The sequence below is a fragment of the Franconibacter daqui genome (genome assembly GCF_014644275.1).
Taxonomy (GTDB): Bacteria; Pseudomonadota; Gammaproteobacteria; order Enterobacterales; family Enterobacteriaceae; genus Franconibacter; species Franconibacter pulveris.
In genome coordinates this window covers 445,901-471,497 of sequence record NZ_BMKJ01000001.1, presented here as the reverse complement: position 1 = coordinate 471,497, position 25,597 = coordinate 445,901, and the positions used below count along the sequence as shown (strand labels likewise).

Genomic DNA, 25,597 nt, shown 5'->3' with positions numbered 1-25,597 from the left:
TTCTGACGCTTGTGTTAGATGGTGCCGCAAACCTTTTCAATTAATTCCGCCGGGAACTGCATGGTCTGCATGATATGTTCGATCATGCTGCATTTGCGGCCCGTATTCGTATTAGTAATAACCCAGTATGGCGTGCCCGGAACATGTTTGGGCTTGGTCTGGTTGCCGCTTTGCAGCAGCGTTTGCTCGTCACCGGCGAAATAGACGCGGGTGCGGCCATGCAGCGACTCGGTGGCTTCGGCAAACGCTTTTGCATCCAGTGAATAGAGTGTAGACAGCACCAGCATGAAACGATTGACCGCTCGCTTCTGTTCTGCGTATTCGTCCGATAAAAGCAGCTCTCGCATAGCGCGAACGCGGTCTTTGGCAGGGTTCGCCGGCTTTTCGGCAACGGCTGCGCTGACAGGCGCGCTCTCTTTCGCCTGAGCGGAAGCGGCTTGCGAGCCGGCGGCAACTTTAAGCATGCGCCGTAAAATGTCGGACGCGCTTTCGCCAATGTGCTGAGTGTGGCTGGCAATGTAGCGATACAGCTCGTCATCAACTTCAATCGTTTTCATCTTAATCCAGTGCAATATCTTTTCTGAATACAAGTCGTTGGGATTATAGAAGTAAAACCCAACAGCGGATAGCGTCACACCTGGAGGGGCGGCAAAAGTCGGAATTAACTGGCTTCTTGCAGCCGGACGGCAGAATGGTCAACATGATACCCTAACCTTTCAGATGCAAAAAAAGAACTTTGCCATGAAATTGAATACCCGAATGCAATCTGCGCAACAACCGAATAACAATTCGCCTGTCGTTTTGATTCACGGCCTGTTTGGCAGTCTGGATAACCTCGGCGTGCTGGCTCGCGATCTGGCGAAAGATCGCGATGTGCTGCAGGTCGATATGCGCAACCACGGTCTTTCGCCGCGTAGCAATGAGATGACGTATCCTGCAATGGCGCAGGATATCGTGGAAACGCTGGATGCCCACCAGCTTGATAACGTGGTGCTTATTGGGCACTCCATGGGCGGCAAAGCGGCAATGGCGGTGACCGCGCTGATACCGGAGCGCATCGTTAAACTGGTGACGATTGATATAGCGCCTGTCGACTATCAGGTACGACGTCACGATGAAATCTTCGCCGCCATTCGCGCGGTAAGCGAAGCGGGCGCCGCGACGCGCCAGCAGGCGGCCGCCATTATGCGCGAGCACCTCTCTGAAGAAGGCGTCGTTCAGTTTCTGCTGAAATCCTTCGCCGACGGTGAATGGCGTTTCAATGTGCCGACGCTCTGGGAGCAGTATGAGCACATTGTTGGCTGGCAGGAGGTGCCCGCCTGGCATGGTCCTTCGCTGTTTATCGCTGGCGGCGCTTCGCCTTACGTACAGGAAAATCACCGCGAGGCCTTGCTTAAGCAGTTCCCTGCGGCGCGAGCGCATGTCATTGCCGGCGCCGGGCACTGGGTGCATGCCGAAAAGCCCGAAGCCGTATTGCGCGCCATTCGTCGCTTCCTGGAAACTGATTAAAAACAAGGCGACTGGCGCTAACATGCCGCTAACGCGTTGGCGCGCCTCGTTCCCTGATGTATGATGGCGCGCTGAATGACACCCGGGCATCCGCTCCGGCAGCCTGTTTCCCCTGTCAGTAGTCAAATCATGGCCAAAGAACAAACGGACCGTACGACATTAGATCTGTTCGCGGACGAGCGTCGCCCGGGTCGCCCGAAAACCAATCCGCTGTCGCGTGACGAACAGTTGCGCATCAACAAACGGAACCAGCTCAAGCGCGACAAAGTTCGCGGGCTTAAACGTGTAGAGTTAAAACTTAACGCGGAAGCGGTTGACGCCCTGACGCAGCTGGCGCAGGCGCGCAACATGAGTCGCAGCGAATTGATTGAAGAAATTTTGTTGGCGCAGCTCAAGGCGCTGAATAGCTAAGGCCTTAAAACCCTTTTTCTTGTATGGAAATGTGTCAGAGTGTGCACCCCACCGTGATAGCTGTTTCCGCCCTCTTCTCTGTTCTGCTATTATTGCCCTATCTGTGGGCATTTCGCCACTACCATATCATTAGGATTCAAGAGGTTATTTTTCTCATGGCAATCGTAGGCATTTTTTTCGGCAGCGACACCGGCAACACCGAAAATATCGCAAAAGTTATTCAGAAACAGCTCGGGAAAGACGTTGCTGAAGTGCACGATATTGCCAAGAGCAGCAAAGAAGATCTGGAAGGTTTCGATATCCTGCTGCTTGGCATCCCGACCTGGTACTACGGCGAAGCGCAGTGCGACTGGGATGATTTCTTCCCGACCCTTGAAGAGATTGACTTCAATGGCAAGCTGGTCGCGCTCTTCGGCTGCGGCGATCAGGAAGACTACGCGGAATACTTCTGCGACGCGCTCGGCACCATTCGCGACATTATTGAACCGCGCGGCGCCACTATTGTGGGTCACTGGCCGACGGAAGGTTATCACTTTGAAGCCTCTAAAGGTCTTGCCGATGACGATCACTTCGTTGGCCTTGCCATTGATGAAGATCGTCAGCCGGAACTGACCGCTGAACGCGTCGAAAAATGGGTTAAGCAAGTTTCTGAAGAGCTGCATCTGCAGGAAATCATTAACGCCTAATCGTGAAACGGCGATAAATGTATTTTTTATCGCCGTTTTAGCTTCATTGATAGATAAAAGCGATAAAAATGATTGCTACAAATTTTTAACTTTCATCCGCATATCTGTACAATACCCTTCTGGATTATCGGGTAACGAGACGGCAAGCGCCGCGCTCGCCACGTTTTGAAAAGCACTATTGCTGGACGCTTGCGGTTTTCATTTGGTCCTGTCAGTTCTATAATGAGTCGCATTCATCTTCAGCGCATCCGATCTTAAGCTCTCCGGAGCACACCGTTTAGCAACAGGACAGATTCCGCATGACTGACAATAACACCGCATTAAAGAAGGCTGGCCTGAAAGTCACGCTTCCTCGACTGAAAATCCTTGAAGTGTTGCAGGAGCCAGTAAACCATCATGTCAGTGCGGAAGACTTATACAAGCGCCTCATTGACATGGGCGAAGAGATTGGTCTCGCGACCGTTTACCGTGTGCTGAATCAGTTTGACGACGCGGGTATCGTTACGCGTCATAACTTTGAAGGCGGCAAATCCGTTTTCGAACTGACTCAACAGCATCATCATGACCACCTGATCTGCCTCGACTGCGGCAAAGTTATCGAGTTTAGCGACGACTCTATCGAAGCGCGTCAGCGTGAAATCGCTTCTCGCCATGGCATTCGTTTGACTAACCATAGCCTCTATCTCTATGGCCACTGTGCCGATGGCGACTGCCGCGAAAACGAGCACGCGCACGACACAAAGTAAGCGAAAATAGCGTTCCGTTTTTGCTTTTTGTTAATAAGCCGACATAGTATGTCGGCTTTTTTTACACCTTTATCAGGCAGGCGCGACGCTAATAATCCATTTTTTTGATGCTTGCTATTTTAATATACTGGTCAAGAACTTATTTTATCTTATCTTTTTCTTACTTTTTATTTTCAGAAAAAGTAAATTATTTTACCATTCAATCAGTTACCCCCCTCAAGCGCCCCATTCAGGCTTACAACGTCATTGGCCTGTCTTGCAGTAAAAAAATCAACTCTATTAGAATAGCCCCTCGTTATTTATTCCAATAATATACTTATACAAAGGTCGCCGTTATGGTAATACCTCAGAAACCCCTTGCCGAAATTTATCGCCTGTCCGATATCTTTAATGGTTATGGCAACTGGTATCGCGCAGAAAAAAATACGTCTATTCCAACGCGTGAAGGCTTTGTTTGCATTATTCGCGGCGGCCTTTTTTCCGTATTGCGTAAAAGTGACAGATTACTGATTGAAAAATGTAGCGCCCCGTCTATTCTGGGCGTTGCGCGTAATCTTAATAATAAAAATTATTTCAGAATTCAGGCCGATGCTGAGTGCCACTATCAGCTCATTCCTTTTGATAAATTTCTGAGTGAAATAGAGAATCATCAGTGCCAACCACAGTTATATAAGGTACTGGCCTGGAACATCGACTTACTCTGCCATCGCGAAGAATTATTGCTTGGGCATAATAGCTACCTCATGATTAAAGGTAATCTGGTCACGCTTGCCGCCATGGATGAATTTATGCGAAATAAGATTAACGTTGCCGATTATATCGTTAAGCGAACCAATCTTTCTCGCAGCATGGTGATGAAAACGTTGTCGCAGTTGCGGCATGATAATTATGTAGAAATAAGTAAAGGAAAATTAACCGCGCTGCGTACGCTGCCAGAAAGCCTGTAAGCTTTTGCTGAAAGATAAAAAAAGCCCGCCATCAGGCGGGCTTTTTTTTACGGGACTATTTAACGCTATCGACACGGCTGTAGCGTTGACCATCCGGGCTTACCGCGCGAATCAGTACTTCGCCCTCAACCTGTGGTCGCGCCTTATTGTCATAGCGTAGCCAGTTTTTACCGTTATCCGTAGAGTATTCTGCCGCCAGCCCCGGCAGGCTGGTGTTTATTTCCAGTATGCCTTTTTCCACTCTGGCGCCCGGCACCGGCAAACGATACTGGATGCCCGCTTTGTCCAGTTTCGCCAGCTCCCGGTGGCCTATAAGGCTTGCAAAGCGAGCCCAGTCTGAGGCGAGGGCTTTTTTATCCACCCACTGCGTTTCCTGGCCCTTATACTCGCGACCCGCCTGATAATCCTGCTCCCAGGCGGCGCGATGCCATGCGCGCTCAGCGACAACAATAAGCCTTGGGTAGATCATGTACTCCATCTGCTTATCGGTACGAACGACTTCGCTCCAGAGCTGAGCGGAAAGGCCCAGCGCACCCGGCCAGGGCTTGTCAGATTTCGCACTGAAGGTATTGCCATCGCGATCGACGGAAGTTTCCGCATTCTGCGGCAGGTTGTCTGGCGCAAAGCTGAAGATTTTACGCTCGTCGCTGAACCGTGTTCCCCAGTAATAGCCGCTCTCCGCCGGGTTGACTTCATAGGGGAAATCCAGATAGAGATAGTCAGGGTTGGAGACGATAACCCTGAAACCTTTATTCGCCCAGTCGTTTGCCGTATCAAAGCCGCCCCAGAACAGCGTGTCCCAGAAGTTAACATTAACCTGACGGGTGCTGAACGCGCTGGCGTCTTTCGCATCTTTCAGCCCATCCTGCCAGGCCTGCATGACGCTGATGCCGTGCGCATTTACCAGCTTGCTGATCTCAATGCCAAAGTAGCTGGAAAGGTGTTCAACGTCCGCGACCTCGCCCCGTTCAAGCAGCTTTTTACACGCAGGTGATTTTTCCCACGGCTTATTTTGTTTACTCAGATCGATAATCCCCTTCCCCTCTTCCGGATGGGACTTGTCGGTATACCCTGTTCCCAGGTAGATATTCTTCGCCTCGTCGCCGCCAGCGTGCCAGACGGTTAAAGGTTGCCCCGCCTCTTTATGCATCAACTGAACCTCAGAGATGACTTTGTCGACGAAGTTGCGTGACGAAGCGAGACAAGGATTCAGATAACCGGTTCGATCGTAATACTGTACGCCTGTCGTGTTTGACGTGTCGGCGGGATCCAGCAGGCGGTAATGGTTTGCTTCCTGCGCTTTTCCCGCTTCCATTAAGCGGGCATAGCGCGCTTCCATTGATACCACCGCCGCCCTCGCATGCGCGGGCATATCAATTTCAGGGATAACCTCGATGTGCCGCGCAGCAGCGTATTTCACAATCTCAATATAATCAGCGCGCGTGAAGTAGCCGCTGCCGTTGTTATTACTCTCGGGCCCCGAACCCAACTGCGGCAGAAGACAGCGTTTTTCAGTGAGGTCATGGCAGCGTTTCGCCCCTGTTTCGGTCAGTTCCGGCAGCCCGGGGATTTCCAGGCGCCAGCCTTCATCATCGCTCAGGTGGAAATGAAACTTGTTGAGTTTATAAGCGGCCATTTGATCCAGCAGACGCAACACTGCCGCTTTTGAATGGAAATTGCGTCCGACGTCCAGATGAATAGCGCGCCAGCTAAAGCGAGGCGCATCGCTCGCCTCAAGCGTAGCGATTTGCGGCTTACCTTGCGCCGGGAGCAGTGAGAGCAGGGATTGTAGACCGTAGAAGACGCCAGCGGCGTCGTATCCCGTCACTATTGTCTCCTGCGGCTTGATTTGTAAACGGTAAGCGCCGGATACCGCCTCCGGTTTCTGAAAGTCGTCTGGCGCAACGAGAGTGTTAACCGGATAGCCCTGACCGGTTTTCACGCCGAGCTGCGCGAAACGCGAAGCCACCGCCTCGCGGGAAGCTGGCGCAAGCGAAGCCAGGTCGAGCACGACCCCGCGGCTTAAGTCCACATTTTCGGCATGCACCGTAACCGTTTTAGGGGTAGGAACAATCTCTCCTCGCAGCGCCGCAGCATCCGGTAAAGCGACATCGCTGTTTTTGTTATAGCGCGCCTCTGCGGTCATCAACACATTTTTATCATCCGGCGTACGCCTCCACTGTTCACCGAGCGGACTGACAAACCGGGCCAGATCTTCTGTGTCGGTGTTGGCGATAATAACGGGACGACTGTCGTCAGAGGTGACATACCAGCGAGGGAGCACGTCGGTAATAAAAAGCTGCCAGTACTCATTAATAATCGGGATAGTGACGGCCTGGTTTGCCGGAAAGCCCGTGAACTTATCGGTGGGTTCAAGCTTATGCAGGTCACCCATGACGTGGGTGACCTTAAACTGTTCATTCTCCACTTTCAGGATTTGCCGGATGCTGTGAAACCAGATAGTCCAGTTTCTGTCGGTTAGCGCATCGCCATGGTTCGTTAAGGTGATAACGGCTTTACTGCAGGCGGCCCAGTCGGCGCCGAGCGCCGCGCAGTCCACGCCGTGTTGCTGTGCGTGGTTATCCTGCACGGCATAATTGAGCGTAAACTGACTCAGTTTATTCGCCAGTTCCTGGTCTGCCCAGGCGCTGCTCATTAGTCCGGCCAGAGCGAGCGCTAAAACACTACGCTGTAATCTCTTCATTTTGTTCCCTCAGAGCGAGATAGCATTAATGAGTATGAAGCGGGAAGCATCAGAACAGGGTGAACGGCGCAATGAACATCAATTTCACGTCGCGTTCGTCCTGAAAAATATTGCCGTAGCCACCGCCGTAACTGGGAATAGCGGAGTGGTTGTCATACTGCGTGAAATGCAGCTTAAACGTGGCGCCTTTAGCGCGCCCTTCTACGAAGGTATAAATTGCATCGAGGCTGTAAGCCGATTCCTTGAGACGATAATCAGGATCGTAATAACCATCGCGGGTCGGCGCGGAGCTGGGCTTAGCATCCCAGGCGTACACGTAAGACGCGCCAAAAGACCATCCCGCCAGCTTCAGGTGGGTAAGGTCATAGATAGCGCCGACGAAAAGCGCCTTTTCACCGTTAGCGTTAAAGTCAGAACGGTTATCCCACCAGATATCCAGCCGACCGTTTGATGAGGCGTAGGTTGGCGTCATGCGTTGCAGAAAATAGCCCTGTTGCCCGTCGGCCTTCACCCAGGTGCCTTCCAGACGTAGATCAACCGGCCCCACCCTGTAGCCAAAGGTCAACGCCTGCAGCCATGCCGTGGCGTCATAAATATCGTTGCCTGAGCCGTCGCTTACTTTGTCGCGGGCGCCGTAGAATTGATAACTGGCGGCGAGCGGGCTTCCCGCAATATCAAATTTATAGCTGGCTTTAGCAAAGTATTGGTCAACGTAACCTTGCGCCTGGCCGAAGGCCGCTTCGAGAATAAAGTTATTTTTGAAGTCATACTTCGCGCCTAAAGAATGGAGATAGTCGACGCGGGTCGCTTTATCGTTCTGGTAAAATTTATCCATTTCAAGATGCCACGGGGCTTTATAAGCGTTGCTCCACATATATGAGAAGCTGAGCAGGCCCGCCTCGCCGTAGTCCGCGCTGGCCCCTGCCTCCGCGCCCTGGTAAGTGCCAGGCATAAAGCTCCAGTGCGGCGCCAGAAGCGTTTGGCCGGTGGGCTGGATATATCCGGCGCGCGCCCATAAAGGACCATATTTAAATTTCGCGGCGGCTTTATAAAGGCTTACTCCGCTTTTATCACCGGACCAGTCTTCATCGTAAGCTTTATTACTGGATGAGAAGGCGATTTCATTTGGATGCGCGCTGTCGCCATTTTCCGCCATTTCAATTGCCGTAAAGAGCGCGAGATCGACGCCGAACAGATCTGCCGCATACCCTGACGAAAAATCAAGATTACCGTTCCAGGTTGCATGAGAAAGGTTAGTTTTGTATTTATCCTCTGCGACATCTTTGCGGTCTCGCTCTCGCTGCCAGTAATAGAGGCCGCCCGTCAGCGTTGAATCATCAATAAAGCCAGTGGAATAAACAGCAGGTGTAAAACTCAAAGTAGATAAAGCGCTTACGCTCGCCAGTAATAATAGCCGCGTCCTGCGCCTTTTTAAAAAAAGAGGCATATCAAATTCCTTCTCAATAATAACTTTATAAAAAGCTTTCATGCAAAATAAATGCATACTTATGATTTTTTTAACGCTATTGAATAGTATTTTTCACGACATTAATTATCAATATCTTGTTTGCACAGCATTGTCAAAATATGACATCAAGCACAAATAAACGCTCTCGTTCTTTTTATTAAAATAAACGCCTTATGCAACAACTTATTTTATTAACGCTTTGTATCGCCACAATTTATATTGATGGTTACTATGAATTTATTTCGATTAATTTATAAGGATTATAATCAGGAAAACTTTCCTCTTCTTTTTTAATAAAAAGTCGAATCAGCGCTGCGGAAATGAAAAACGCCGCATTGCGCGGCGTTTTATTTTGCAGTTCGACTTATTCGCCGATTTTAGCCCAGGTATCGCGAAGCCCTACCGTGCGGTTAAAGACCAGCTTATCGGCTGACGTGTGGCGGCTGTCGAGGCAGAAGTAACCTTCGCGCTCAAACTGGTATGCCTTACCCACTTCAGCCTCTTTCAGACTCGGTTCCGCAAAACCCTGCTTGATAACCAGTGAATCCGGGTTGATGGTCGAGAGAAAATCGTCCGCTCCGCCCGGGTTCGCCACGCTAAATAGGCGGTCGTAAAGACGGATTTCTACCGGCAGCGCGTGCTGTGCGCTAACCCAGTGGATAACGCCTTTCACTTTGCGGCCATCCGCCGGATCTTTACTTAGCGTATCGGCATCGTAAGAGCAGTAGATGGTGGTGATGTTGCCTTCCGCGTCTTTTTCAACACGCTCAGCTTTAATGACGTAGGCGTTGCGCAGGCGTACTTCTTTACCGAGCACCAGGCGCTTGTACTGCTTGTTGGCCTCTTCACGGAAATCGGCGCGATCGATCCAGATTTCGCCAGAGAACGGCACGTCGCGGCTGCCCATTTCCGGTTTGTTCGGATGGTTCGGCATGGCGACCTGTTCAGTCTGGCCCTGCGGGTAGTTCTCAATCACCAGCTTAACGGGATCGATAACGGCCATCGCGCGCGGCGCGTTTTCGTTAAGATCTTCACGGATACAGGCTTCCAGCGCCGCCATCTCGACGGTGTTATCCTGCTTGGTTACGCCGATACGTTTGCAGAACTCGCGAATAGCAGCAGCGGTATAGCCGCGACGGCGCAGGCCAGAAATGGTCGGCATGCGCGGATCGTCCCAGCCTTCCACAATCTTGTCGGTCACCAGCAGATTAAGCTTACGCTTGGACATCACCGCGTATTCAAGGTTAAGACGCGAAAACTCGTACTGGCGCGGGTGCACAGGAATAGTGATGTTATCCAGTACCCAGTCATAGAGACGGCGGTTATCCTGGAATTCCAGCGTACACAGCGAATGGGTAATGCCTTCCAGCGCATCGGAAATGCAGTGGGTAAAGTCGTACATCGGATAGATGCACCACTTGTTGCCGGTTTGATGGTGTTCAGCGAATTTAATGCGGTACAGCACCGGGTCGCGCATGACAATGAACGGCGAAGCCATATCGATTTTCGCACGCAGGCAAGCGGTGCCTTCGGCGAATTCGCCGTTGCGCATTTTCTCAAACAGCGCCAGGTTCTCTTCCACGCTGCGATCGCGGTACGGGCTGTTTTTGCCCGGCTGCGTCAGCGTGCCGCGGTACTCGCGGATCTGCTCCGGCGAAAGCTCATCAACGTAAGCAAGGCCTTTATTAATCAGTTCGATCGCATAGTGGTGCAGCTGATCAAAGTAATCAGAGGAATAGCGCACATCGCCCGACCAGTGAAAGCCCAGCCACTGCACGTCGTTTTTGATGGACTCGACGTATTCGATGTCTTCTTTAACCGGGTTGGTATCGTCGAAACGCAGATTGCACTGCCCCTGGTAATCCTGGGCGATGCCGAAGTTCAGGCAGATAGATTTTGCGTGTCCGATATGCAGATAGCCGTTCGGCTCCGGCGGAAAACGGGTGCAGATGGTAGTGTGCTTACCACTGGCCAAATCTTCATCGATGATCTGGCGGATAAAGTTAGTCGGGCGGGCTTCAGCCTCACTCATCGTAGATTCCTCAAAGCGTAAACATCAGTTAACGCAGCATGATCTTATAAGCAGGGTCGGGAAACAACCTTTAGTTGAAGAAAATAGGCGCCTCCCTGCGGTAGCGTAGATTTTTACAACAAAAAAAGCGGCGAGGAATTTCCCCGCCGCTTGAGGCACCCTAAAACCCAACAGCGTTACTTGCCTTTAATCTCATAAAGCGGCGTCTCGCCTGCAACAACCTGCCCCTGAGCTTTAATGACCAGACCGCCGAAGTCGTCGATATTGCTGCATACGACCGGGCTAATCATTGAACGGGCATGGGTATTGAGGAAATCGAGATCCATTTCCAGCACCGGCTGGCCGGCGGCCACTTCAGCGCCCTCTTCCACCAGACGTTTAAAGCCCTGGCCGTTCAGCGCTACGGTGTCGATGCCCATATGAACAACAATCTCCGCGCCTTTTTCTGTTTCCAGGCAAAACGCGTGGTTGGTATTGAAAATCTTCACGATGGTGCCGGCAGCCGGGGAAACAACGGTTTTCTCCGTCGGCTTCACCGCCACGCCATCCCCTACCGCTTTGCTGGCGAACGCTTCATCCGGCACCTGTTCCAGCGCAACAACCTCGCCAGTCACCGGAGAGAGCAGTTCAGCAACCGTGGCGGCGGTAGCGGCCTGCGGAACAACCTGCGGTTTAACCCCTGCAGCAGGCGCTACAGACGCGCTGGCTGCAGCCGGGGCGGAGGCTGGCACGGCGCCGACCGTTTTCATCGCGTTCGCGATTTTTTCTGCCATAAAGCCCACGATAATCTGCACGCTGGTTTTATTCAGGCGAATCACGCCCGTTGCGCCAAGGCGTTTCGCCAGCACTTCGTTAACCTGAGCGGAGTCTTTTACGGTCAAACGTAAACGCGTAATGCAGGCGTCAATGCCAGTGAGGTTATCAGAGCCGCCGATAGCCGCGACATACTGACGCGCAAGACCGGTGACATCCTGGTCTTTATTGCCGCTGACGTTAACATCTTCGCCGTCTTCTTCGCTTCCGGCTACAGCCAGTTCACGGCCCGGCGTCATCAGATTGAATTTGGTGATGGTAAAGCGGAACACCAGGTAATAAATAACGAAGAACACCAGACCCTGCGGGATCAGCATGTACCAGTGCGTGGCCAGCGGGTTACGTGAAGAAAGCACCATATCCACAAGCCCGGCGCTAAAGCCGAAGCCAGCAATCCAGTGCATGGTCGCCGCGATGAACACGGAGATACCGGTCAGAATGGCGTGCAGCACATAAAGCACCGGCGCTACGAACATGAAGGAGAACTCCAGCGGTTCAGTGATGCCAGTGAAGAAGGCCGCAAACGCGCCCGCCATCATAATACCCAGCACTTTAGCCTTGTTTTCCGGACGTGCGCAGTGGTAAATCGCCAGCGCCGCGCCTGGCAGACCAAACATCATGATCGGGAAGAAGCCCGCCTGATAGCGGCCGGTAATGCCGACAACCGCCTTCCCGGCTTCGATAGACTGCGCGCCGCCAAGGAAATTCGGGATGTCGTTAATACCGGCTACGTCGAACCAGAACACGGAGTTCAGCGCGTGGTGCAGGCCAACCGGGATAAGCAGACGGTTGAAGAAAGCGTAAACGCCTGCGCCAACAGAACCGAGTTTCTGGATATGCTCGCCGAAGTTCACCAGGCCATCAAACACCACCGGCCAGATGTACATCATGATGAAAGCGACCACGATCATCACAAATGAAGTCAGAATCGGCACCAGGCGGCGACCGCTGAAGAACGAAAGCGCTTTGGGCAGTTCGACGGCGCTGAAACGGTTATACAGTTCGGCCGCGATAATGCCGACCATAATGCCAACAAACTGGTTTTTGATTTTGCCAAACGCCGCTGGCACCTGGTCCGCCGGGATTTTCTGGATCATGGCGACAGCCGCAGGCGAGCAGAGCGTAGTTAAAACGAGGAATCCGACAAAGCCGGCCAGCGCAGCCGCGCCGTCTTTATCTTTAGACATGCCATACGCTACACCGACCGCGAACAGCACGCCCATATTGTCGATGATTGCGGAACCGGACTGGATAAAAAACGCGGCCAGCGCGTTGCTTCCACCCCAACCGGTAGGGTCAATCCAGTACCCTACCCCCATCAAAATTGCTGCGGCAGGCAGCGTAGCCACGGGCACCATCAGCGCCCGGCCTACGTTTTGCAAATAACCTAGAATACTCACTTTATTCCCCCTATGAGGCCCCGATGAGGCTCGTCAAAGCAGTGTTTTTATAATACGACCCACCCTGATTAAGCGGCGACGCTTCACTTCACCTGTGGAGTGTGTGAAAAATTAATTCGCCTCGCAAATTAAAAGGGTGCTGTTTGTGATTTTTATCACCAAAATTTGCTTTATCATTTCCCCTTTACTGGCTAACTCGCAAAACTTATTTTATCATTCGAAAAATCAGGACGGATTGATCCCTGAGCCCGATGAATATGGTTTACCCTTACTTTATCCCGGTTTCAATCCGCGCCATTTATGACTTACAACTTACGAGGTGAATGATGAGACTGATCCCCCTGGCTACCGCACAGCAGGTCGGCAAATGGGCAGCACGCCATATTGTTAAGCGCATCAACGCATTTAACCCAACCGCCGATCGCCCGTTCGTGCTGGGCCTGCCGACCGGCGGCACGCCGCTCGAAGCCTATAAAGCGCTGGTAGAGATGCATAAAGCGGGCCAGGTGAGTTTTAAACATGTGGTCACCTTTAACATGGATGAATATGTCGGCCTGCCGAAAGAACATCCGGAAAGCTACCACAGCTTCATGCACCGTAATTTCTTTGATCATGTTGATATTCCTGCTGAAAATATCAACCTTCTTGATGGCAATGCGCCTGATGTTGACGCAGAATGTCGCCGTTATGAAGAGAAAATTCGCGCCTATGGCAAAATTCATCTCTTTATGGGCGGCGTTGGCAACGATGGACACATTGCTTTTAACGAGCCGGCCTCGTCACTCGCGTCCCGTACTCGCATTAAAACCCTGACGCATGACACCCGCGTGGCAAACTCCCGCTTCTTCGGCGGCGATGTAAACCAGGTACCGAAATACGCGCTCACCGTGGGCGTCGGCACGCTGCTGGATGCCGAAGAAGTGATGATCCTGGTGCAGGGGCATGTGAAAGCGCAGGCGCTGCAGGCGGCGGTTGAAGGCAACGTAAACCATATGTGGACGATTAGTTGCCTGCAACTGCATCCGAAAGCGGTCGTGGTTTGCGATGAGCCGTCCACCATGGAGCTGAAGGTGAAGACGCTGAAATACTTCACTGAGCTCGAAGCTGAAAATATTAAAGATCTTTAAGCGCATTTACACCGGGGGTCACTATGTATGCCTTAACCCACGGCCGGATTTTCACCGGCCATGAAATTCTGGACGACCATGCGGTAATTATCGCGAATGGCCTTATCGAGCGCGTTTGCCCGCAGGCGGAATTACCGGCCGGCATTGAGCAACGCGACGCCGGTGGCGCCATCATTGCCCCCGGTTTTATTGATGTGCAGTTAAACGGCTGCGGCGGCGTGCAGTTCAACGATACCGCCGAAGCCGTCAGCGTCGAGACGCTGGAAATTATGCAGAAAGCAAACGAGAAATCGGGCTGCACCAGCTATCTGCCGACGTTGATTACCGCCAGCGACGATCTGATGAAACAGGGCGTGCGCGTAATGCGTGACTATCTGGCGAAAAATAAAAACCAGGCGCTCGGCCTGCATCTGGAAGGTCCATGGCTGAACATCGTCAAAAAAGGCACCCATAACCCAGCTTATGTGCGCAAACCTGACCAGGCGCTGGTTGATTTTCTGTGCGAGAACGCCGATGTCATTACCAAGCTGACGCTCGCGCCGGAAATGGTCGAACCGGAAGTGATTCGCCAGCTTGTCGCGGCGGGCATTGTCGTCTCCGCAGGCCACTCCAACGCCACGCTGAAAGAAGCCAAAGCGGGTTTTCGCGCCGGCATCAGCTTCGCCACGCATCTGTTTAACGCCATGCCTTATATTACCGGTCGCGAGCCGGGCCTGACCGGGGCGATTTTCGATGAGCCTGATTTATACTGCGGCATTATCGTCGACGGATTGCATGTCGATTTCGCCAACGTTCGCACCGCGAAAAAGGTAAAAGGCGACAAGCTTTGTCTGGTGACAGACGCAACCGCACCCGCGGGCGCGAATATTGATGAGTTCATTTTTGCTGGCAAAACCATATACTTCCGTAATGGGCTGTGCGTAGACGAGAACGGGACCCTGAGCGGTTCCGCGCTGACGATGATCGAAGGCGTGCGCAACCTGGTCGAGCATGTCAACATCGCGCTGGATGAAGCGCTGCGCATGGCGACCCTTTACCCGGCCCGCGCTATGGGCGTGGATAAGACGCTAGGGACAATCGAAGCCGGAAAAGTGGCTAACCTGACCGTCTTTACCCGCGATTATAAAATCACCCGGACTCTCGTTAACGGCAACGAGGTCTTTACTGAGTAAGAACAGGCATGACAACTGGCGGACAGGCTCAAATAGGTAACGTTGATCTGGTAAAACAGCTTAACAGCGCGGCGGTTTACCGCCTTATCGATCAACACGGACCTATCTCGCGTATTCAGATAGCGGAACAGAGCCAGCTTGCACCCGCCAGCGTCACCAAAATTACTCGCCAGCTTATTGAGCGCGGCCTTATCAAAGAAGTCGATCAACAGGCTTCCACCGGGGGCCGCCGCGCTATCTCCATTATTACCGAGACGCGCCCCTTTCATGCCATAGGGGTGCGCCTTGGCCGCAACGACACCACCCTGACGCTATACGACCTGAGCAGCAAAGTGGTGGCGGAAGAGCATTATCCTCTGCCTGAACGCACCCAGGAGACGCTGGAGCATGCGTTGCTCAATACCATTGCGCTGTTTATCGAAACGCAGCAGCGTAAAATTCGCGAGCTTATCGCTATCTCCATTATCCTGCCCGGCCTCGTGGATCCGGAAAGCGGCGTAATCCGCTATATGCCTCATATTCCCGTGCAGAACTGGGCGCTGGTAGAGGCGCTGGAAAAGCGGTTTAACGTGACCTGTTTTGTCGGTCACGATATCCGCAGCCTGGCGCTGGCCGAGCACTACTTCGGTGCAAGTCAGGATTGCGAAGATTCCATTTTAGTGCGCGTTCATCGCGGCACAGGCGCAGGCATTATCTCAAATGGCCGCATTTTTATTGGCCGTAACGGCAATGTCGGCGAAATCGGACATATTCAGGTCGATCCGCTCGGCGAGCGCTGCCACTGCGGCAACTTCGGCTGTCTTGAGACGGTGGCGGCAAATGCCGCCATTGAGCAGCGCGTGCGTCATTTGCTGGAGAAAGGCTATCAGAGCCGCGTCACGCTTGATGAATGCACTATCAAAGCCATCTGCAAAGCCGCCAATAAAGGCGATGAACTGGCCTGCGAAGTGATTGAACAGGTAGGCCGCCATCTCGGAAAAACTATCGCTATCGCTATCAATCTGTTCAACCCGCAAAAGATCGTCATCGCGGGTGAGATTGTCGAAGCGGAAAAAATTCTGTTGCCTGCGATTGAAAGCTGCATCAATGCCCAGGCGCTGGCGGCGTTTCGTAAGAATTTGCCGGTAGTGCCTTCCACGCTGGATCACCGTTCGGCCATCGGCGCCTTTGCGCTGGTGAAACGGGCCATGCTTAACGGTATGTTATTGCAGCGTTTGCTTGAAAGTTAACAGGGTTTCAACCTTAACCAGGCTATAGTTACGCCTTTCTTTTCTTTGAGCCAGAGTAGTCAATGACCATCCAGAGCGTAATTTGTGATATTGATGGCGTGCTGATGCACGACAACGTTGCCGTCCCGGGCGCCAGCGAATTCCTCAACCGCATCCTTGAAAAAGGGATGCCGCTGGTGCTGCTGACAAACTACCCTTCCCAGACAGGACAAGACCTGGCTAACCGGTTCGCCTCCGCAGGGATTGATGTGCCGGACAGCGTTTTTTATACCTCTGCGATGGCGACGGCTGATTTTCTGCGTCGTCAGGAAGGGAAAAAAGCCTACGTTGTTGGCGAAGGCGCGCTCATTCACGAGCTTTACAAAGCAGGTTTTACGATAACCGATATCAATCCCGACTTTGTCATCGTTGGCGAGACGCGCTCCTATAACTGGGAGATGATGCACAAAGCCGCTTTCTTCGTGGCTGGCGGCGCGCGTTTTATCGCCACCAACCCGGATACGCACGGGCGGGGGTTTTATCCGGCCTGCGGCGCGCTGTGTGCCGGTATTGAAAAAATCTCCGGTCGTAAGCCTTTTTATGTCGGCAAGCCGAGTCCGTGGATAATTCGCGCCGCGTTGAACAAGATGCAGGCGCACTCAGAGCAGACAGTCATCGTCGGCGATAACCTGCGCACCGATATTCTGGCGGGGTTTCAGGCGGGTCTGGAAACGATTCTGGTGCTTTCCGGCGTTTCAACGCTCAATGATATCGACGCTATGCCGTTCCGCCCCTCCTGGATTTACCCTTCCGTTGCTGAAATCGACATCCTCTAATTTCACCAGCCGCGTGATGCGCGGCTGCCGTTTCATTAACTCCTCCCAATCTTTGAAAAGCGGCGTTCAATAAAAATGCTCTTTAGTTGACGATTCGCTAATTTCGTCGCGTTAAACGTAACCTTTTTTCACTATTCGCTAATCACCACTGCATTATTTCTTTTCGCAGCGCTAAAGCGCTTGCATTGACCTGGGCGTATACGGCATTTTCTTTAGTAAGCAAGGCGCGCCGCGGCGAGAAAGAGAAAAATGACGCAGCGCGCTGACAACAAACGTAACATCACCGCCAGGGTTAACGGAGAAGTCTATGTGTTCTATTTTTGGTGTGCTGGATATTAAAACTGACGCGACAGAACTGCGTAAAAAAGCGCTGGAGCTTTCACGTCTGATGCGCCATCGCGGCCCTGACTGGTCGGGCGTTTATGCCAGCGATAAAGCGATTCTCGCTCATGAACGTCTTTCCATCGTCGACGTTAACGCGGGCGCGCAGCCGCTCTACAACCAGAAAAAAACGCACGCGCTTGCCGTTAACGGTGAAATTTACAACCATCAGGCGCTGCGCGCCGAATATGGCGACCGCTACCCTTTCCAGACCGGTTCTGACTGCGAAGTTATTCTCGCGCTGTACCAGGAAAAAGGGCCGGAATTCCTCGATGAGCTGCAGGGCATGTTCGCCTTCGCCCTTTATGACAGCGAGAAAGACGCTTACCTGATTGGCCGCGACCATATCGGCATCATCCCGCTGTATATGGGTTATGACGAGCACGGCAACCTTTACGTTGCCTCCGAAATGAAGGCGCTGGTGCCGGTATGCCGCACCATCAAAGAGTTTCCGGCGGGCAGCTACCTGTGGAGCCAGGATGGCGAGATTCGCCCTTACTATACCCGCGACTGGTTCGAATACGACGCCGTCAAAGACAACGTGACCGACAAAGCGGAACTGCGCCAGGCACTGGAAGATTCCGTTAAAAGCCATCTGATGTCTGACGTGCCTTACGGCGTACTGCTTTCCGGCGGCCTGGACTCCTCGGTTATTTCCGCCATCACCAAGAAATTCGCCGCGCGTCGCGTGGAAGATCAGGAGCGTTCCGAAGCCTGGTGGCCGCAGCTGCACTCCTTCGCTGTGGGCCTGGAAGGTTCACCGGATCTGAAAGCCGCGCAGGAAGTGGCTAATCACCTCGGTACCGTGCACCATGAAATTCATTTCACCGTGCAGGAAGGCCTGGACGCAATTCGCGACGTGATTTATCACATCGAAACGTATGATGTGACGACCATCCGCGCGTCCACGCCGATGTACCTGATGTCCCGTAAAATCAAAGCCATGGGCATCAAGATGGTGCTTTCCGGCGAAGGGTCGGATGAAGTGTTTGGCGGTTACCTCTATTTCCACAAAGCGCCGAACGCCAAAGAGCTGCATGAAGAGACCGTGCGTAAGCTTCAGGCGCTGCATATGTTTGACTGCGCCCGCGCCAACAAAGCAATGTCCGCCTGGGGCGTGGAAGCCCGCGTGCCCTTCCTCGACAAGAAATTCCTGGATGTGGCGATGCGCATCAACCCGCAGGACAAAATGTGCGGCAACGGCAAAATGGAAAAACATATTCTGCGTGAATGCTTTGAGTCTTATCTGCCGGCGAGCGTGGCGTGGCGTCAGAAAGAGCAATTCTCCGACGGCGTGGGTTACAGCTGGATCGACACCTTAAAAGAGGTCGCGGCGCAGCAGGTTAGCGACCAGCAGATGGAAACGGCGCGATTCCGCTTCCCTTACAACACGCCTTCGTCTAAAGAAGCGTATCTTTACCGTGAAATCTTTGAAGAGCTCTTCCCGGTGCCGAGCGCGGCGGAGTGCGTGCCGGGCGGTCCGTCTGTCGCCTGCTCTTCTGCTAAAGCGATTGAATGGGATGAAGCGTTCAAAACGATGAACGATCCATCAGGCCGCGCGGTAGGCATTCACCAGTCCGCTTATAAGTAAGCGAAAAAACCTTCATAACGGGCCTCTCGAGGGCCCGTTTTTTTCGCATCTTTCGGGCAGCGGCCTTCTCTTTTTTATTCTCTGTACTGATAAATAAACAATAATTGCCGAATATTGCGTCAAGCTGTTCGCAAGCTAGTCAAACAGTCACATTCAGGCTATTTTCACCAAAAAAGGTGTTGACGCTGCCAGGCCCAATACGCATAATGCGCCCCGCAACGCCGATAAGGTAACGCGAAAAAAGATGGCTACGTAGCTCAGCTGGTTAGAGCACATCACTCATAATGATGGGGTCACAGGTTCGATTCCCGTCGTAGCCACCATCTTTTTTGCGGGAGTGGCGAAATTGGTAGACGCACCAGATTTAGGTTCTGGCGCCGCAAGGTGTGCGAGTTCAAGTCTCGCCTCCCGCACCATTTCCGTTAAGCGTTGCACGGATGGGGTATCGCCAAGCGGTAAGGCACCGGTTTTTGATACCGGCATTCCCTGGTTCGAATCCAGGTACCCCAGCCATTTTTCTTCGACTCTTGCGTTTCAAACGCGTTAGTCGTTGGGGTATCGCCAAGCGGTAAGGCACCGGTTTTTGATACCGGCATTCCCTGGTTCGAATCCAGGTACCCCAGCCAGTCGATGCAGGCTGGTAAAGCAACACAATTTGGCTACGTAGCTCAGCTGGTTAGAGCACAGCACTCATAATGCTGGGGTCACAGGTTCGATTCCCGTCGTAGCCACCATTTTCTTGGGGTATCGCCAAGCGGTAAGGCAGTGGATTCTGATTCCACCATTCCGAGGTTCGAATCCTCGTACCCCAGCCATATTAAAAGACGTCCAGGAAACTGAACGCACCCTGTTGGGGTATCGCCAAGCGGTAAGGCAGCGGATTCTGATTCCGCCATTCCGAGGTTCGAATCCTCGTACCCCAGCCACTTATTAAAAAGCCCGCTTTTGCGGGCTTTTTGCTTTTCTGCGTTTGTGGCTGTCACATGGTTAACCCATAACATGGTTAACCCATAAATTCTGTTGTTTCGCTGGCCACTCTCCTCCGCCAACGCGGAGGGAGCACAGCATATAAAAAAGTATGTTGTAACTAAGAGTCGCCAGGTTACGATAACCCCAGCGCATATTTCAGTGCCTGCCGCTTCAGCACGCCGGCACGCTGCGCCGCCATTAGCCCAAGATTTCGCAGCATGCGTACTGGTGGTAAATCATTGCTGAACCCGGCGTAGAAGAGATCCATACCGCTTTGCATAATAAAGTTATCAATCTGTCTACGCCGTTCGAAACGCTTAAGCACCGGCTCCGTTGACCAGGCCTCGCCATTGCCGCGTGCATTGATAACCACGTCCAGCAGCGCTTCAACATCGCGATACCCCAGGTTCACTCCCTGCCCTGCCAGCGGGTGAATGGTATGCGCCGCATCGCCAATCAACGCCAGACCAGGCTGGACATAATGCAGGGCATGGCGACGAGTCAGCGGAAAAGCGCCGCTGGCGACAGGCGTCACTTTACCAAGGCGGGCGGGAAATGATTTTTCGATTTCCCGCTGCAACTGCGCCATACCCAGCGTTTGCAGCTGGCGGATCCGCGCCGGGCGGTCGTACCAGACCAGCGAAGCCCAGTTATCAAATAACGGCAAAAAGGCATGCGGTCCGTCGGGCGTAAACTGCTGCCAGGTGCTCTCTCCCGGCGCTGCTTCGCACTGAACGGTTATCAGCATGCAAGCCTGATGGTAATGCCAGGCATGTAAACCAATGCCTGCCCATTTGCGCACCTGGGAGTTAGCGCCATCGGCGCCGATGACCAGCTTTGCGTCGAGCGCAAGCCCATCTGCCAGCGTCAGTTCATACCCTGCGCTGCGCCGACGCATCTGCGTGAGCTGCGCCGGGCAGTAGAGCGTAACCCCGGGGTGCGCCTCCAGCGCTTCCCAAAGCGCACGCTGCAGCACATTGTTTTCCACCATATACCCCAGCTCGGGCAGCTTCAGCTCATCGGCGTTAAACACGACGTGCGCGCTTTCCCACTCCCAGGTTTCAAGCTGCCGGTAGGGGTGGCTTCGCATGGCTTTAACCGCCTGCCAGACGCCGAGACCTTTGAGCAGGTCGACTGAAGCGCTGCTGATGGAAGAGATGCGGATATCAGGCGCGCCTGCCGCATCAAAAGCGCGAGGCGCGGCATGGTCAATCACGGCAACCTGAAAACCATTTTGCGCCAGTCCCAGCGCCGCCGCCGCGCCGACCATGCCTCCGCCGACAACGACGACTTCAATGGGTTGATTTATCATGGGCTTTTATCCTTAAGGTATATCCCTTAAGTTTACCGGATTTTTCGCCGCTGTAAGCGTTCCTGCGCAATACTGGTCACGAACACGCCAAAGCATTACAATACGCGCCCTGCATTCCTGGCTTTAACTGAGCAATGGCAAGTCGATGACAAAAAAACTGCATATCAAAACCTGGGGCTGTCAGATGAACGAATACGATTCATCGAAGATGGCCGATCTGCTGGATGCCACCCACGGCTATGAGCTGACCGATGTGGCTGAAGAAGCGGATGTTCTGCTGCTGAATACCTGTTCAATCCGTGAAAAGGCACAGGAGAAGGTTTTCCATCAGTTAGGTCGCTGGAAAACATTAAAGGAAAAAAATCCGGATGTGATTATCGGCGTCGGCGGCTGCGTAGCCTCTCAGGAAGGCGACCATATTCGCGACCGCGCCCGCTATGTCGATATTATTTTCGGGCCGCAGACGCTGCACCGCCTGCCGGAAATGATCAATCAGGTGAAAGGCACCCGCAGCCCGGTGGTGGATATTAGCTTCCCGGAAATTGAGAAGTTCGATCGTCTGCCGGAGCCGCGCGCTGAAGGCCCAACCGCTTTCGTCTCCATCATGGAAGGCTGCAACAAATACTGCACCTATTGCGTGGTGCCTTATACCCGCGGTGAAGAGGTGAGCCGGCCGAGCGACGATATCATACTGGAAATCGCTCAACTGGCGGCGCAGGGCGTGCGTGAAGTAAACCTGCTCGGCCAGAACGTTAACGCCTGGCGCGGCGAAAACTACGATGGCACCACCGGCACCTTCGCCGATCTGCTGCGACTGGTCGCAGCTATTGATGGTATCGACAGGATCCGCTTTACCACCAGCCACCCGATCGAGTTTACTGATGACATTATCGAAGTGTATCGCGATACGCCAGAGCTGGTGAGCTTCCTGCATTTGCCGGTCCAGAGCGGCGCCGACCGCGTGCTTAACATGATGGGACGCACCCACACCGCGCTGGAATATAAAGCGATTATTCGCAAGCTGCGCGCTGCGCGTCCTGATATCCAGATAAGTTCCGACTTTATCGTCGGCTTCCCGGGCGAAACCCAGCAGGATTTCGAGCAGACCATGAAGCTGATTGCCGAAGTGAATTTCGACATGAGCTACAGCTTTATCTTCTCGGCGCGCCCAGGCACGCCGGCTGCCGATATGGTTGACGATGTGCCGGAAGAAGAGAAGAAACAGCGTCTTTATATTCTGCAGGAGCGCATTAACCAGCAGGCGATGGCCTGGAGCCGCCGTATGCTCGGCACCACCCAGCGCATTCTGGTTGAAGGCACTTCGCGTAAAAGCATCATGGAGCTTTCAGGCCGTACCGAGAATAACCGCGTGGTGAATTTTGAAGGCACGCCGGATATGGTCGGTAAATTTGTTGATGTGGAAATCACCGAGGTCTTCCCGAACTCGCTGCGCGGCAAAGTCGTGCGTACCGAAGAGGAGATGGGTCTGCGCGTAGCGCAATCTCCCGCCGCCGTTATCGCCCGTACCCGTAAAGAGAACGAGCTCGGCGTCGGTATCTACCAGCCCTGATTTCCCCGCTTTATCAGACCGTATGCGCATATTGTGCGCATACGGTCATTTACATTCGCTACACTTGTATTCTGCATCCCACACCCAAATATCAGTGCTGTCGCTTGCGCCTTTTTCCCTCGCCGTGAATAATTTCGACAGGGCCTGAGAAAATCAGCAGGCATCATTGTTCACCCTAACTGGCCCTGTGTGACCAAGAGGATAAGTTTGAATATCGAAACACGTGAAATTACGCTGGAACCCGCAGACAATGCCCGTCTGCTTAGCCTTTGCGGACCGTTTGATGACAACATCAAACAGCTGGAGCGCCGCCTCGGTATCGAAATCAACCGTCGCGATAATCACTTCAAACTCACCGGACGCGCGATTTGCGTCAGCGCCGCGACGGATATCCTTCGCCATCTCTACGTGGATACCGCGCCTGTGCGTGGGCAAATCAAAGACATCGAGCCGGAACAGATTCATCTGGCCATCAAAGAATCTCGCGTGCTGGAGCAAAGCGCGGAGAGCGTGCCGGAGTATGGCAAAGCGGTCAACATTAAGACCAAACGCGGCGTGATTAAACCGCGTACGCCAAACCAGGCGCAGTACATTGCCAATATTCTCGATCACGATATTACCTTCGGCATCGGCCCGGCGGGTACGGGGAAAACCTACCTTGCGGTTGCCGCCGCCGTGGATGCGCTGGAGCGCCAGGAGATACGCCGTATTCTGCTGACCCGCCCGGCGGTGGAAGCCGGTGAAAAACTCGGCTTCTTGCCAGGCGATCTTAGCCAGAAAGTGGACCCGTATCTGCGTCCGCTCTATGACGCCCTGTTCGAAATGCTTGGCTTTGAGCGCGTGGAAAAGCTCATGGAGCGCAACGTGATTGAGGTCGCCCCGCTCGCCTATATGCGCGGACGCACCCTGAACGACGCCTTCATTATTCTCGATGAGAGCCAGAACACGACCATCGAGCAGATGAAAATGTTCCTGACGCGTATTGGTTTTAACTCCAAAGCGGTTATCACTGGCGACGTTACGCAGATTGACCTGCCGCGCAATATGAAATCGGGCCTGCGTCATGCGATTGAAGTGCTCTCGGAAGTCGAAGAGATCAGTTTCAATTTCTTCCTCAGCGAAGACGTTGTGCGTCATCCGGTTGTCGCGCGCATAGTGAATGCTTATGAAGCCTGGGAAGAGGCCGACCAGAAACGTAAAGCGGAACAGGCCGCCGAACGTAAACGTGAAGCGCAGGCGCTGGCCGCCGGTGCGCAGGAGAATAAATGAGTCAGGTAATGCTTGATTTGCAGGTCGCCTGCGAAGACGCATCCGGTTTGCCGGAAGAAGCGCAGTTTCAGCGCTGGCTGGATGCCGTTATCCCGCAGTTTCAGGAAGAAGCGGAAGTGACGGTCCGTCTCGTGGACGAGGCGGAAAGCCACGATCTCAACCTGACTTATCGCGGCAAGGATAAGCCCACCAACGTGCTCTCTTTCCCGTTCGAAGCGCCGCCTGGCATCGAAATGCCGCTGCTGGGCGACCTTATCATTTGCCGTCAGGTGGTCGAACAGGAGGCGAAAGAGCAGGAGAAAACGCTGGAAGCCCACTGGGCGCACATGGTGGTGCATGGTAGCCTGCATCTGCTGGGCTACGACCATATCGAAGATGACGAAGCCGAAGAGATGGAAGGCATCGAAACCGAGATAATGCTTGCCCTGGGCTTTGACGATCCGTACATTGCCGAGAAAGAGTAATCTGTGCGGCAGTTCGCTGCCGCCAGCGTTTTATGCCGTTGCGGCGCGTTTTGTCCGCCGCTTGCGACACATCCACTAACATGAGAACCTTGAATTAACGCCATGAGCGACGACAATTCACACAGTAGCGACTCACTTAACACTAAAAAGGGATTTTTCTCCCTCCTTCTGAGCCAGCTTTTTCACGGCGAACCGAAAAACCGTGATGAGCTGCTGGCGCTGATCCGTGATTCCGGGCAGAACGAGCTTATCGACGAAGATACGCGCGATATGCTTGAAGGGGTAATGGATATCGCCGACCAACGCGTTCGCGACATCATGATCCCCCGTTCCCAGATGGTTACCCTGAAACGCAACCAGAGCCTGGACGAATGCCTCGATGTTATCATCGAGTCCGCCCACTCGCGCTTCCCGGTGATCAGTGAAGATAAAGATCACATTGAAGGGATCCTGATGGCTAAGGATCTGCTGCCGTTTATGCGCAGCGACGCCGAGCCGTTCAGCATGGAAAAAGTGTTGCGTCCGGCGGTTGTCGTGCCGGAAAGCAAGCGTGTCGACCGCATGCTGAAAGAGTTCCGTTCTCAGCGTTATCACATGGCTATCGTCATCGATGAGTTCGGCGGCGTTTCCGGCCTTGTGACCATCGAAGATATCCTTGAGCTCATCGTCGGTGAAATTGAAGACGAATATGACGACGAAGAGGATATCGATTTCCGTCAACTCAGCCGTCATACCTGGACCGTACGCGCCCTCGCGCCGATTGAAGATTTTAACGACACTTTCGGCACGCAGTTTAGCGACGAAGAAGTCGATACCATCGGCGGTCTGGTGATGCAGGCCTTTGGCCACCTGCCGGCACGTGGCGAGACCATTGAAATTGACGGTTATCAGTTCAAGGTCGCGATGGCTGACAGCCGCCGCATCATTCAGGTTCACGTCAGAATACCGGACGACTCGCCGACGCCAAAACTGGAAGACTAAT

General features: G+C 53.3%; 20 protein-coding genes and 7 tRNA genes. 21 read left to right on the top strand and 6 right to left on the bottom strand.

The genetic code is table 11. The features are described 5' to 3' along the window. Window positions 1-14 precede the first annotated feature (14 nt). Window positions 15-557, bottom strand: a complete 543-nt coding sequence (seqA, locus tag IEX01_RS02245; RefSeq protein ID WP_188723200.1) for a replication initiation negative regulator SeqA — start codon at window positions 555-557, stop codon at window positions 15-17. A 184-nt stretch (window positions 558-741) separates the two neighbouring features. Here seqA and ybfF point away from each other — a divergent pair, with 184 nt between their 5' ends. From ybfF to IEX01_RS02220, 5 genes are all read left to right on the top strand, one after another. After that, window positions 742-1,509 carry an esterase gene (gene ybfF / locus IEX01_RS02240; RefSeq protein ID WP_188723199.1) on the top strand — a complete coding sequence of 256 codons (768 nt, stop codon included), beginning with the start codon at window positions 742-744 and terminating at the stop codon, window positions 1,507-1,509. Between the two features lie 129 nt (window positions 1,510-1,638). Further along, complete coding sequence (gene ybfE, locus IEX01_RS02235; RefSeq protein ID WP_024557162.1) at window positions 1,639-1,920, top strand: LexA regulated protein; 282 nt, start codon at window positions 1,639-1,641, stop codon at window positions 1,918-1,920. Between the two features lie 155 nt (window positions 1,921-2,075). Then, window positions 2,076-2,606, top strand: coding sequence for a flavodoxin FldA (fldA, locus tag IEX01_RS02230; RefSeq protein ID WP_024557163.1), 531 nt, complete (start codon window positions 2,076-2,078; stop codon window positions 2,604-2,606). A 299-nt stretch (window positions 2,607-2,905) separates the two neighbouring features. Continuing rightward, entirely contained in the window at window positions 2,906-3,352 is a 447-nt protein-coding gene (fur, locus tag IEX01_RS02225) for a ferric iron uptake transcriptional regulator (RefSeq protein WP_024557164.1), read from the top strand. A 335-nt stretch (window positions 3,353-3,687) separates the two neighbouring features. Continuing rightward, window positions 3,688-4,299, top strand: coding sequence for a helix-turn-helix domain-containing protein (locus IEX01_RS02220; RefSeq protein ID WP_024557165.1), 612 nt, complete (start codon window positions 3,688-3,690; stop codon window positions 4,297-4,299). 55 nt (window positions 4,300-4,354) lie between these two features. Here IEX01_RS02220 and IEX01_RS02215 read toward each other — a convergent pair whose 3' ends face one another. The 4 genes from IEX01_RS02215 to nagE form a co-directional block, all read right to left on the bottom strand. After that, entirely contained in the window at window positions 4,355-7,003 is a 2,649-nt protein-coding gene (locus IEX01_RS02215; RefSeq protein ID WP_188723198.1) for a beta-N-acetylhexosaminidase, read from the bottom strand. A gap of 49 nt (window positions 7,004-7,052) precedes the next feature. Next, window positions 7,053-8,450 (bottom strand): chitoporin ChiP, encoded by a 1,398-nt coding sequence (gene chiP, locus IEX01_RS02210; protein ID WP_188723197.1) that lies wholly within the window; start codon window positions 8,448-8,450, stop codon window positions 7,053-7,055. A 385-nt stretch (window positions 8,451-8,835) separates the two neighbouring features. Then, on the bottom strand, window positions 8,836-10,503 hold the full coding sequence (gene glnS, locus IEX01_RS02205) for a glutamine--tRNA ligase (protein WP_024557168.1): 1,668 nt from the start codon (window positions 10,501-10,503) through the stop codon (window positions 8,836-8,838). Between the two features lie 176 nt (window positions 10,504-10,679). After that, window positions 10,680-12,716: an N-acetylglucosamine-specific PTS transporter subunit IIBC gene (gene nagE, locus IEX01_RS02200; protein WP_073859838.1), complete on the bottom strand. Its 2,037-nt coding sequence runs from the start codon at window positions 12,714-12,716 to the stop codon at window positions 10,680-10,682. A gap of 326 nt (window positions 12,717-13,042) precedes the next feature. Here nagE and nagB point away from each other — a divergent pair, with 326 nt between their 5' ends. The 12 genes from nagB (at window position 13,043) to IEX01_RS02140 (ending at window position 19,957) form a co-directional block, all read left to right on the top strand. After that, complete coding sequence (gene nagB, locus IEX01_RS02195; RefSeq protein ID WP_024557170.1) at window positions 13,043-13,843, top strand: glucosamine-6-phosphate deaminase; 801 nt, start codon at window positions 13,043-13,045, stop codon at window positions 13,841-13,843. A 23-nt stretch (window positions 13,844-13,866) separates the two neighbouring features. Then, window positions 13,867-15,015 carry an N-acetylglucosamine-6-phosphate deacetylase gene (nagA, locus tag IEX01_RS02190; protein WP_024557171.1) on the top strand — a complete coding sequence of 383 codons (1,149 nt, stop codon included), beginning with the start codon at window positions 13,867-13,869 and terminating at the stop codon, window positions 15,013-15,015. 8 nt (window positions 15,016-15,023) lie between these two features. Further along, window positions 15,024-16,244, top strand: coding sequence for a DNA-binding transcriptional regulator NagC (gene nagC / locus IEX01_RS02185; protein ID WP_024559700.1), 1,221 nt, complete (start codon window positions 15,024-15,026; stop codon window positions 16,242-16,244). 62 nt (window positions 16,245-16,306) lie between these two features. Further along, window positions 16,307-17,059, top strand: coding sequence for an HAD-IIA family hydrolase (locus IEX01_RS02180; protein WP_024557173.1), 753 nt, complete (start codon window positions 16,307-16,309; stop codon window positions 17,057-17,059). Between the two features lie 307 nt (window positions 17,060-17,366). After that, window positions 17,367-19,031, top strand: coding sequence for an asparagine synthase B (gene asnB, locus IEX01_RS02175; RefSeq protein ID WP_188723196.1), 1,665 nt, complete (start codon window positions 17,367-17,369; stop codon window positions 19,029-19,031). Window positions 19,032-19,277: 246 nt separating this feature from the next. Beyond that, window positions 19,278-19,354: transfer RNA gene (locus tag IEX01_RS02170), tRNA-Met, on the top strand. Between the two features lie 8 nt (window positions 19,355-19,362). Beyond that, window positions 19,363-19,447, top strand: a tRNA-Leu gene (locus IEX01_RS02165). A 22-nt stretch (window positions 19,448-19,469) separates the two neighbouring features. After that, window positions 19,470-19,544, top strand: a tRNA-Gln gene (locus tag IEX01_RS02160). Window positions 19,545-19,582: 38 nt separating this feature from the next. Next, a tRNA-Gln gene (locus tag IEX01_RS02155) sits at window positions 19,583-19,657 on the top strand. Between the two features lie 31 nt (window positions 19,658-19,688). Next, a tRNA-Met gene (locus IEX01_RS02150) sits at window positions 19,689-19,765 on the top strand. Between the two features lie 6 nt (window positions 19,766-19,771). Further along, a tRNA-Gln gene (locus IEX01_RS02145) sits at window positions 19,772-19,846 on the top strand. A gap of 36 nt (window positions 19,847-19,882) precedes the next feature. After that, a tRNA-Gln gene (locus IEX01_RS02140) sits at window positions 19,883-19,957 on the top strand. Between the two features lie 176 nt (window positions 19,958-20,133). On the opposite strand, the gene ubiF is transcribed toward IEX01_RS02140, so the two are convergent. Next, window positions 20,134-21,312: a 3-demethoxyubiquinol 3-hydroxylase gene (gene ubiF / locus IEX01_RS02135; RefSeq protein WP_188723195.1), complete on the bottom strand. Its 1,179-nt coding sequence runs from the start codon at window positions 21,310-21,312 to the stop codon at window positions 20,134-20,136. 145 nt (window positions 21,313-21,457) lie between these two features. On the opposite strand from ubiF, the gene miaB reads away from it, so the two are divergent. The 4 genes from miaB to corC all read left to right on the top strand — a co-directional run bounded on the left by miaB (window position 21,458) and on the right by corC (window position 25,596). Beyond that, window positions 21,458-22,882 carry a tRNA (N6-isopentenyl adenosine(37)-C2)-methylthiotransferase MiaB gene (gene miaB / locus IEX01_RS02130; protein WP_024559138.1) on the top strand — a complete coding sequence of 475 codons (1,425 nt, stop codon included), beginning with the start codon at window positions 21,458-21,460 and terminating at the stop codon, window positions 22,880-22,882. 207 nt (window positions 22,883-23,089) lie between these two features. Continuing rightward, window positions 23,090-24,151, top strand: coding sequence for a PhoH family protein (locus tag IEX01_RS02125; protein ID WP_024559137.1), 1,062 nt, complete (start codon window positions 23,090-23,092; stop codon window positions 24,149-24,151). Then, entirely contained in the window at window positions 24,148-24,615 is a 468-nt protein-coding gene (ybeY, locus tag IEX01_RS02120; RefSeq protein WP_188723194.1) for an rRNA maturation RNase YbeY, read from the top strand. The genes IEX01_RS02125 and ybeY overlap by 4 nt, the downstream gene beginning before the upstream one ends. A gap of 102 nt (window positions 24,616-24,717) precedes the next feature. Further along, the gene (gene corC / locus IEX01_RS02115; protein WP_024559135.1) at window positions 24,718-25,596 is read left to right on the top strand and encodes a CNNM family magnesium/cobalt transport protein CorC; all 879 of its coding nucleotides are present in this window, start codon (window positions 24,718-24,720) and stop codon (window positions 25,594-25,596) included. Window position 25,597: the final 1 nt, after the last annotated feature.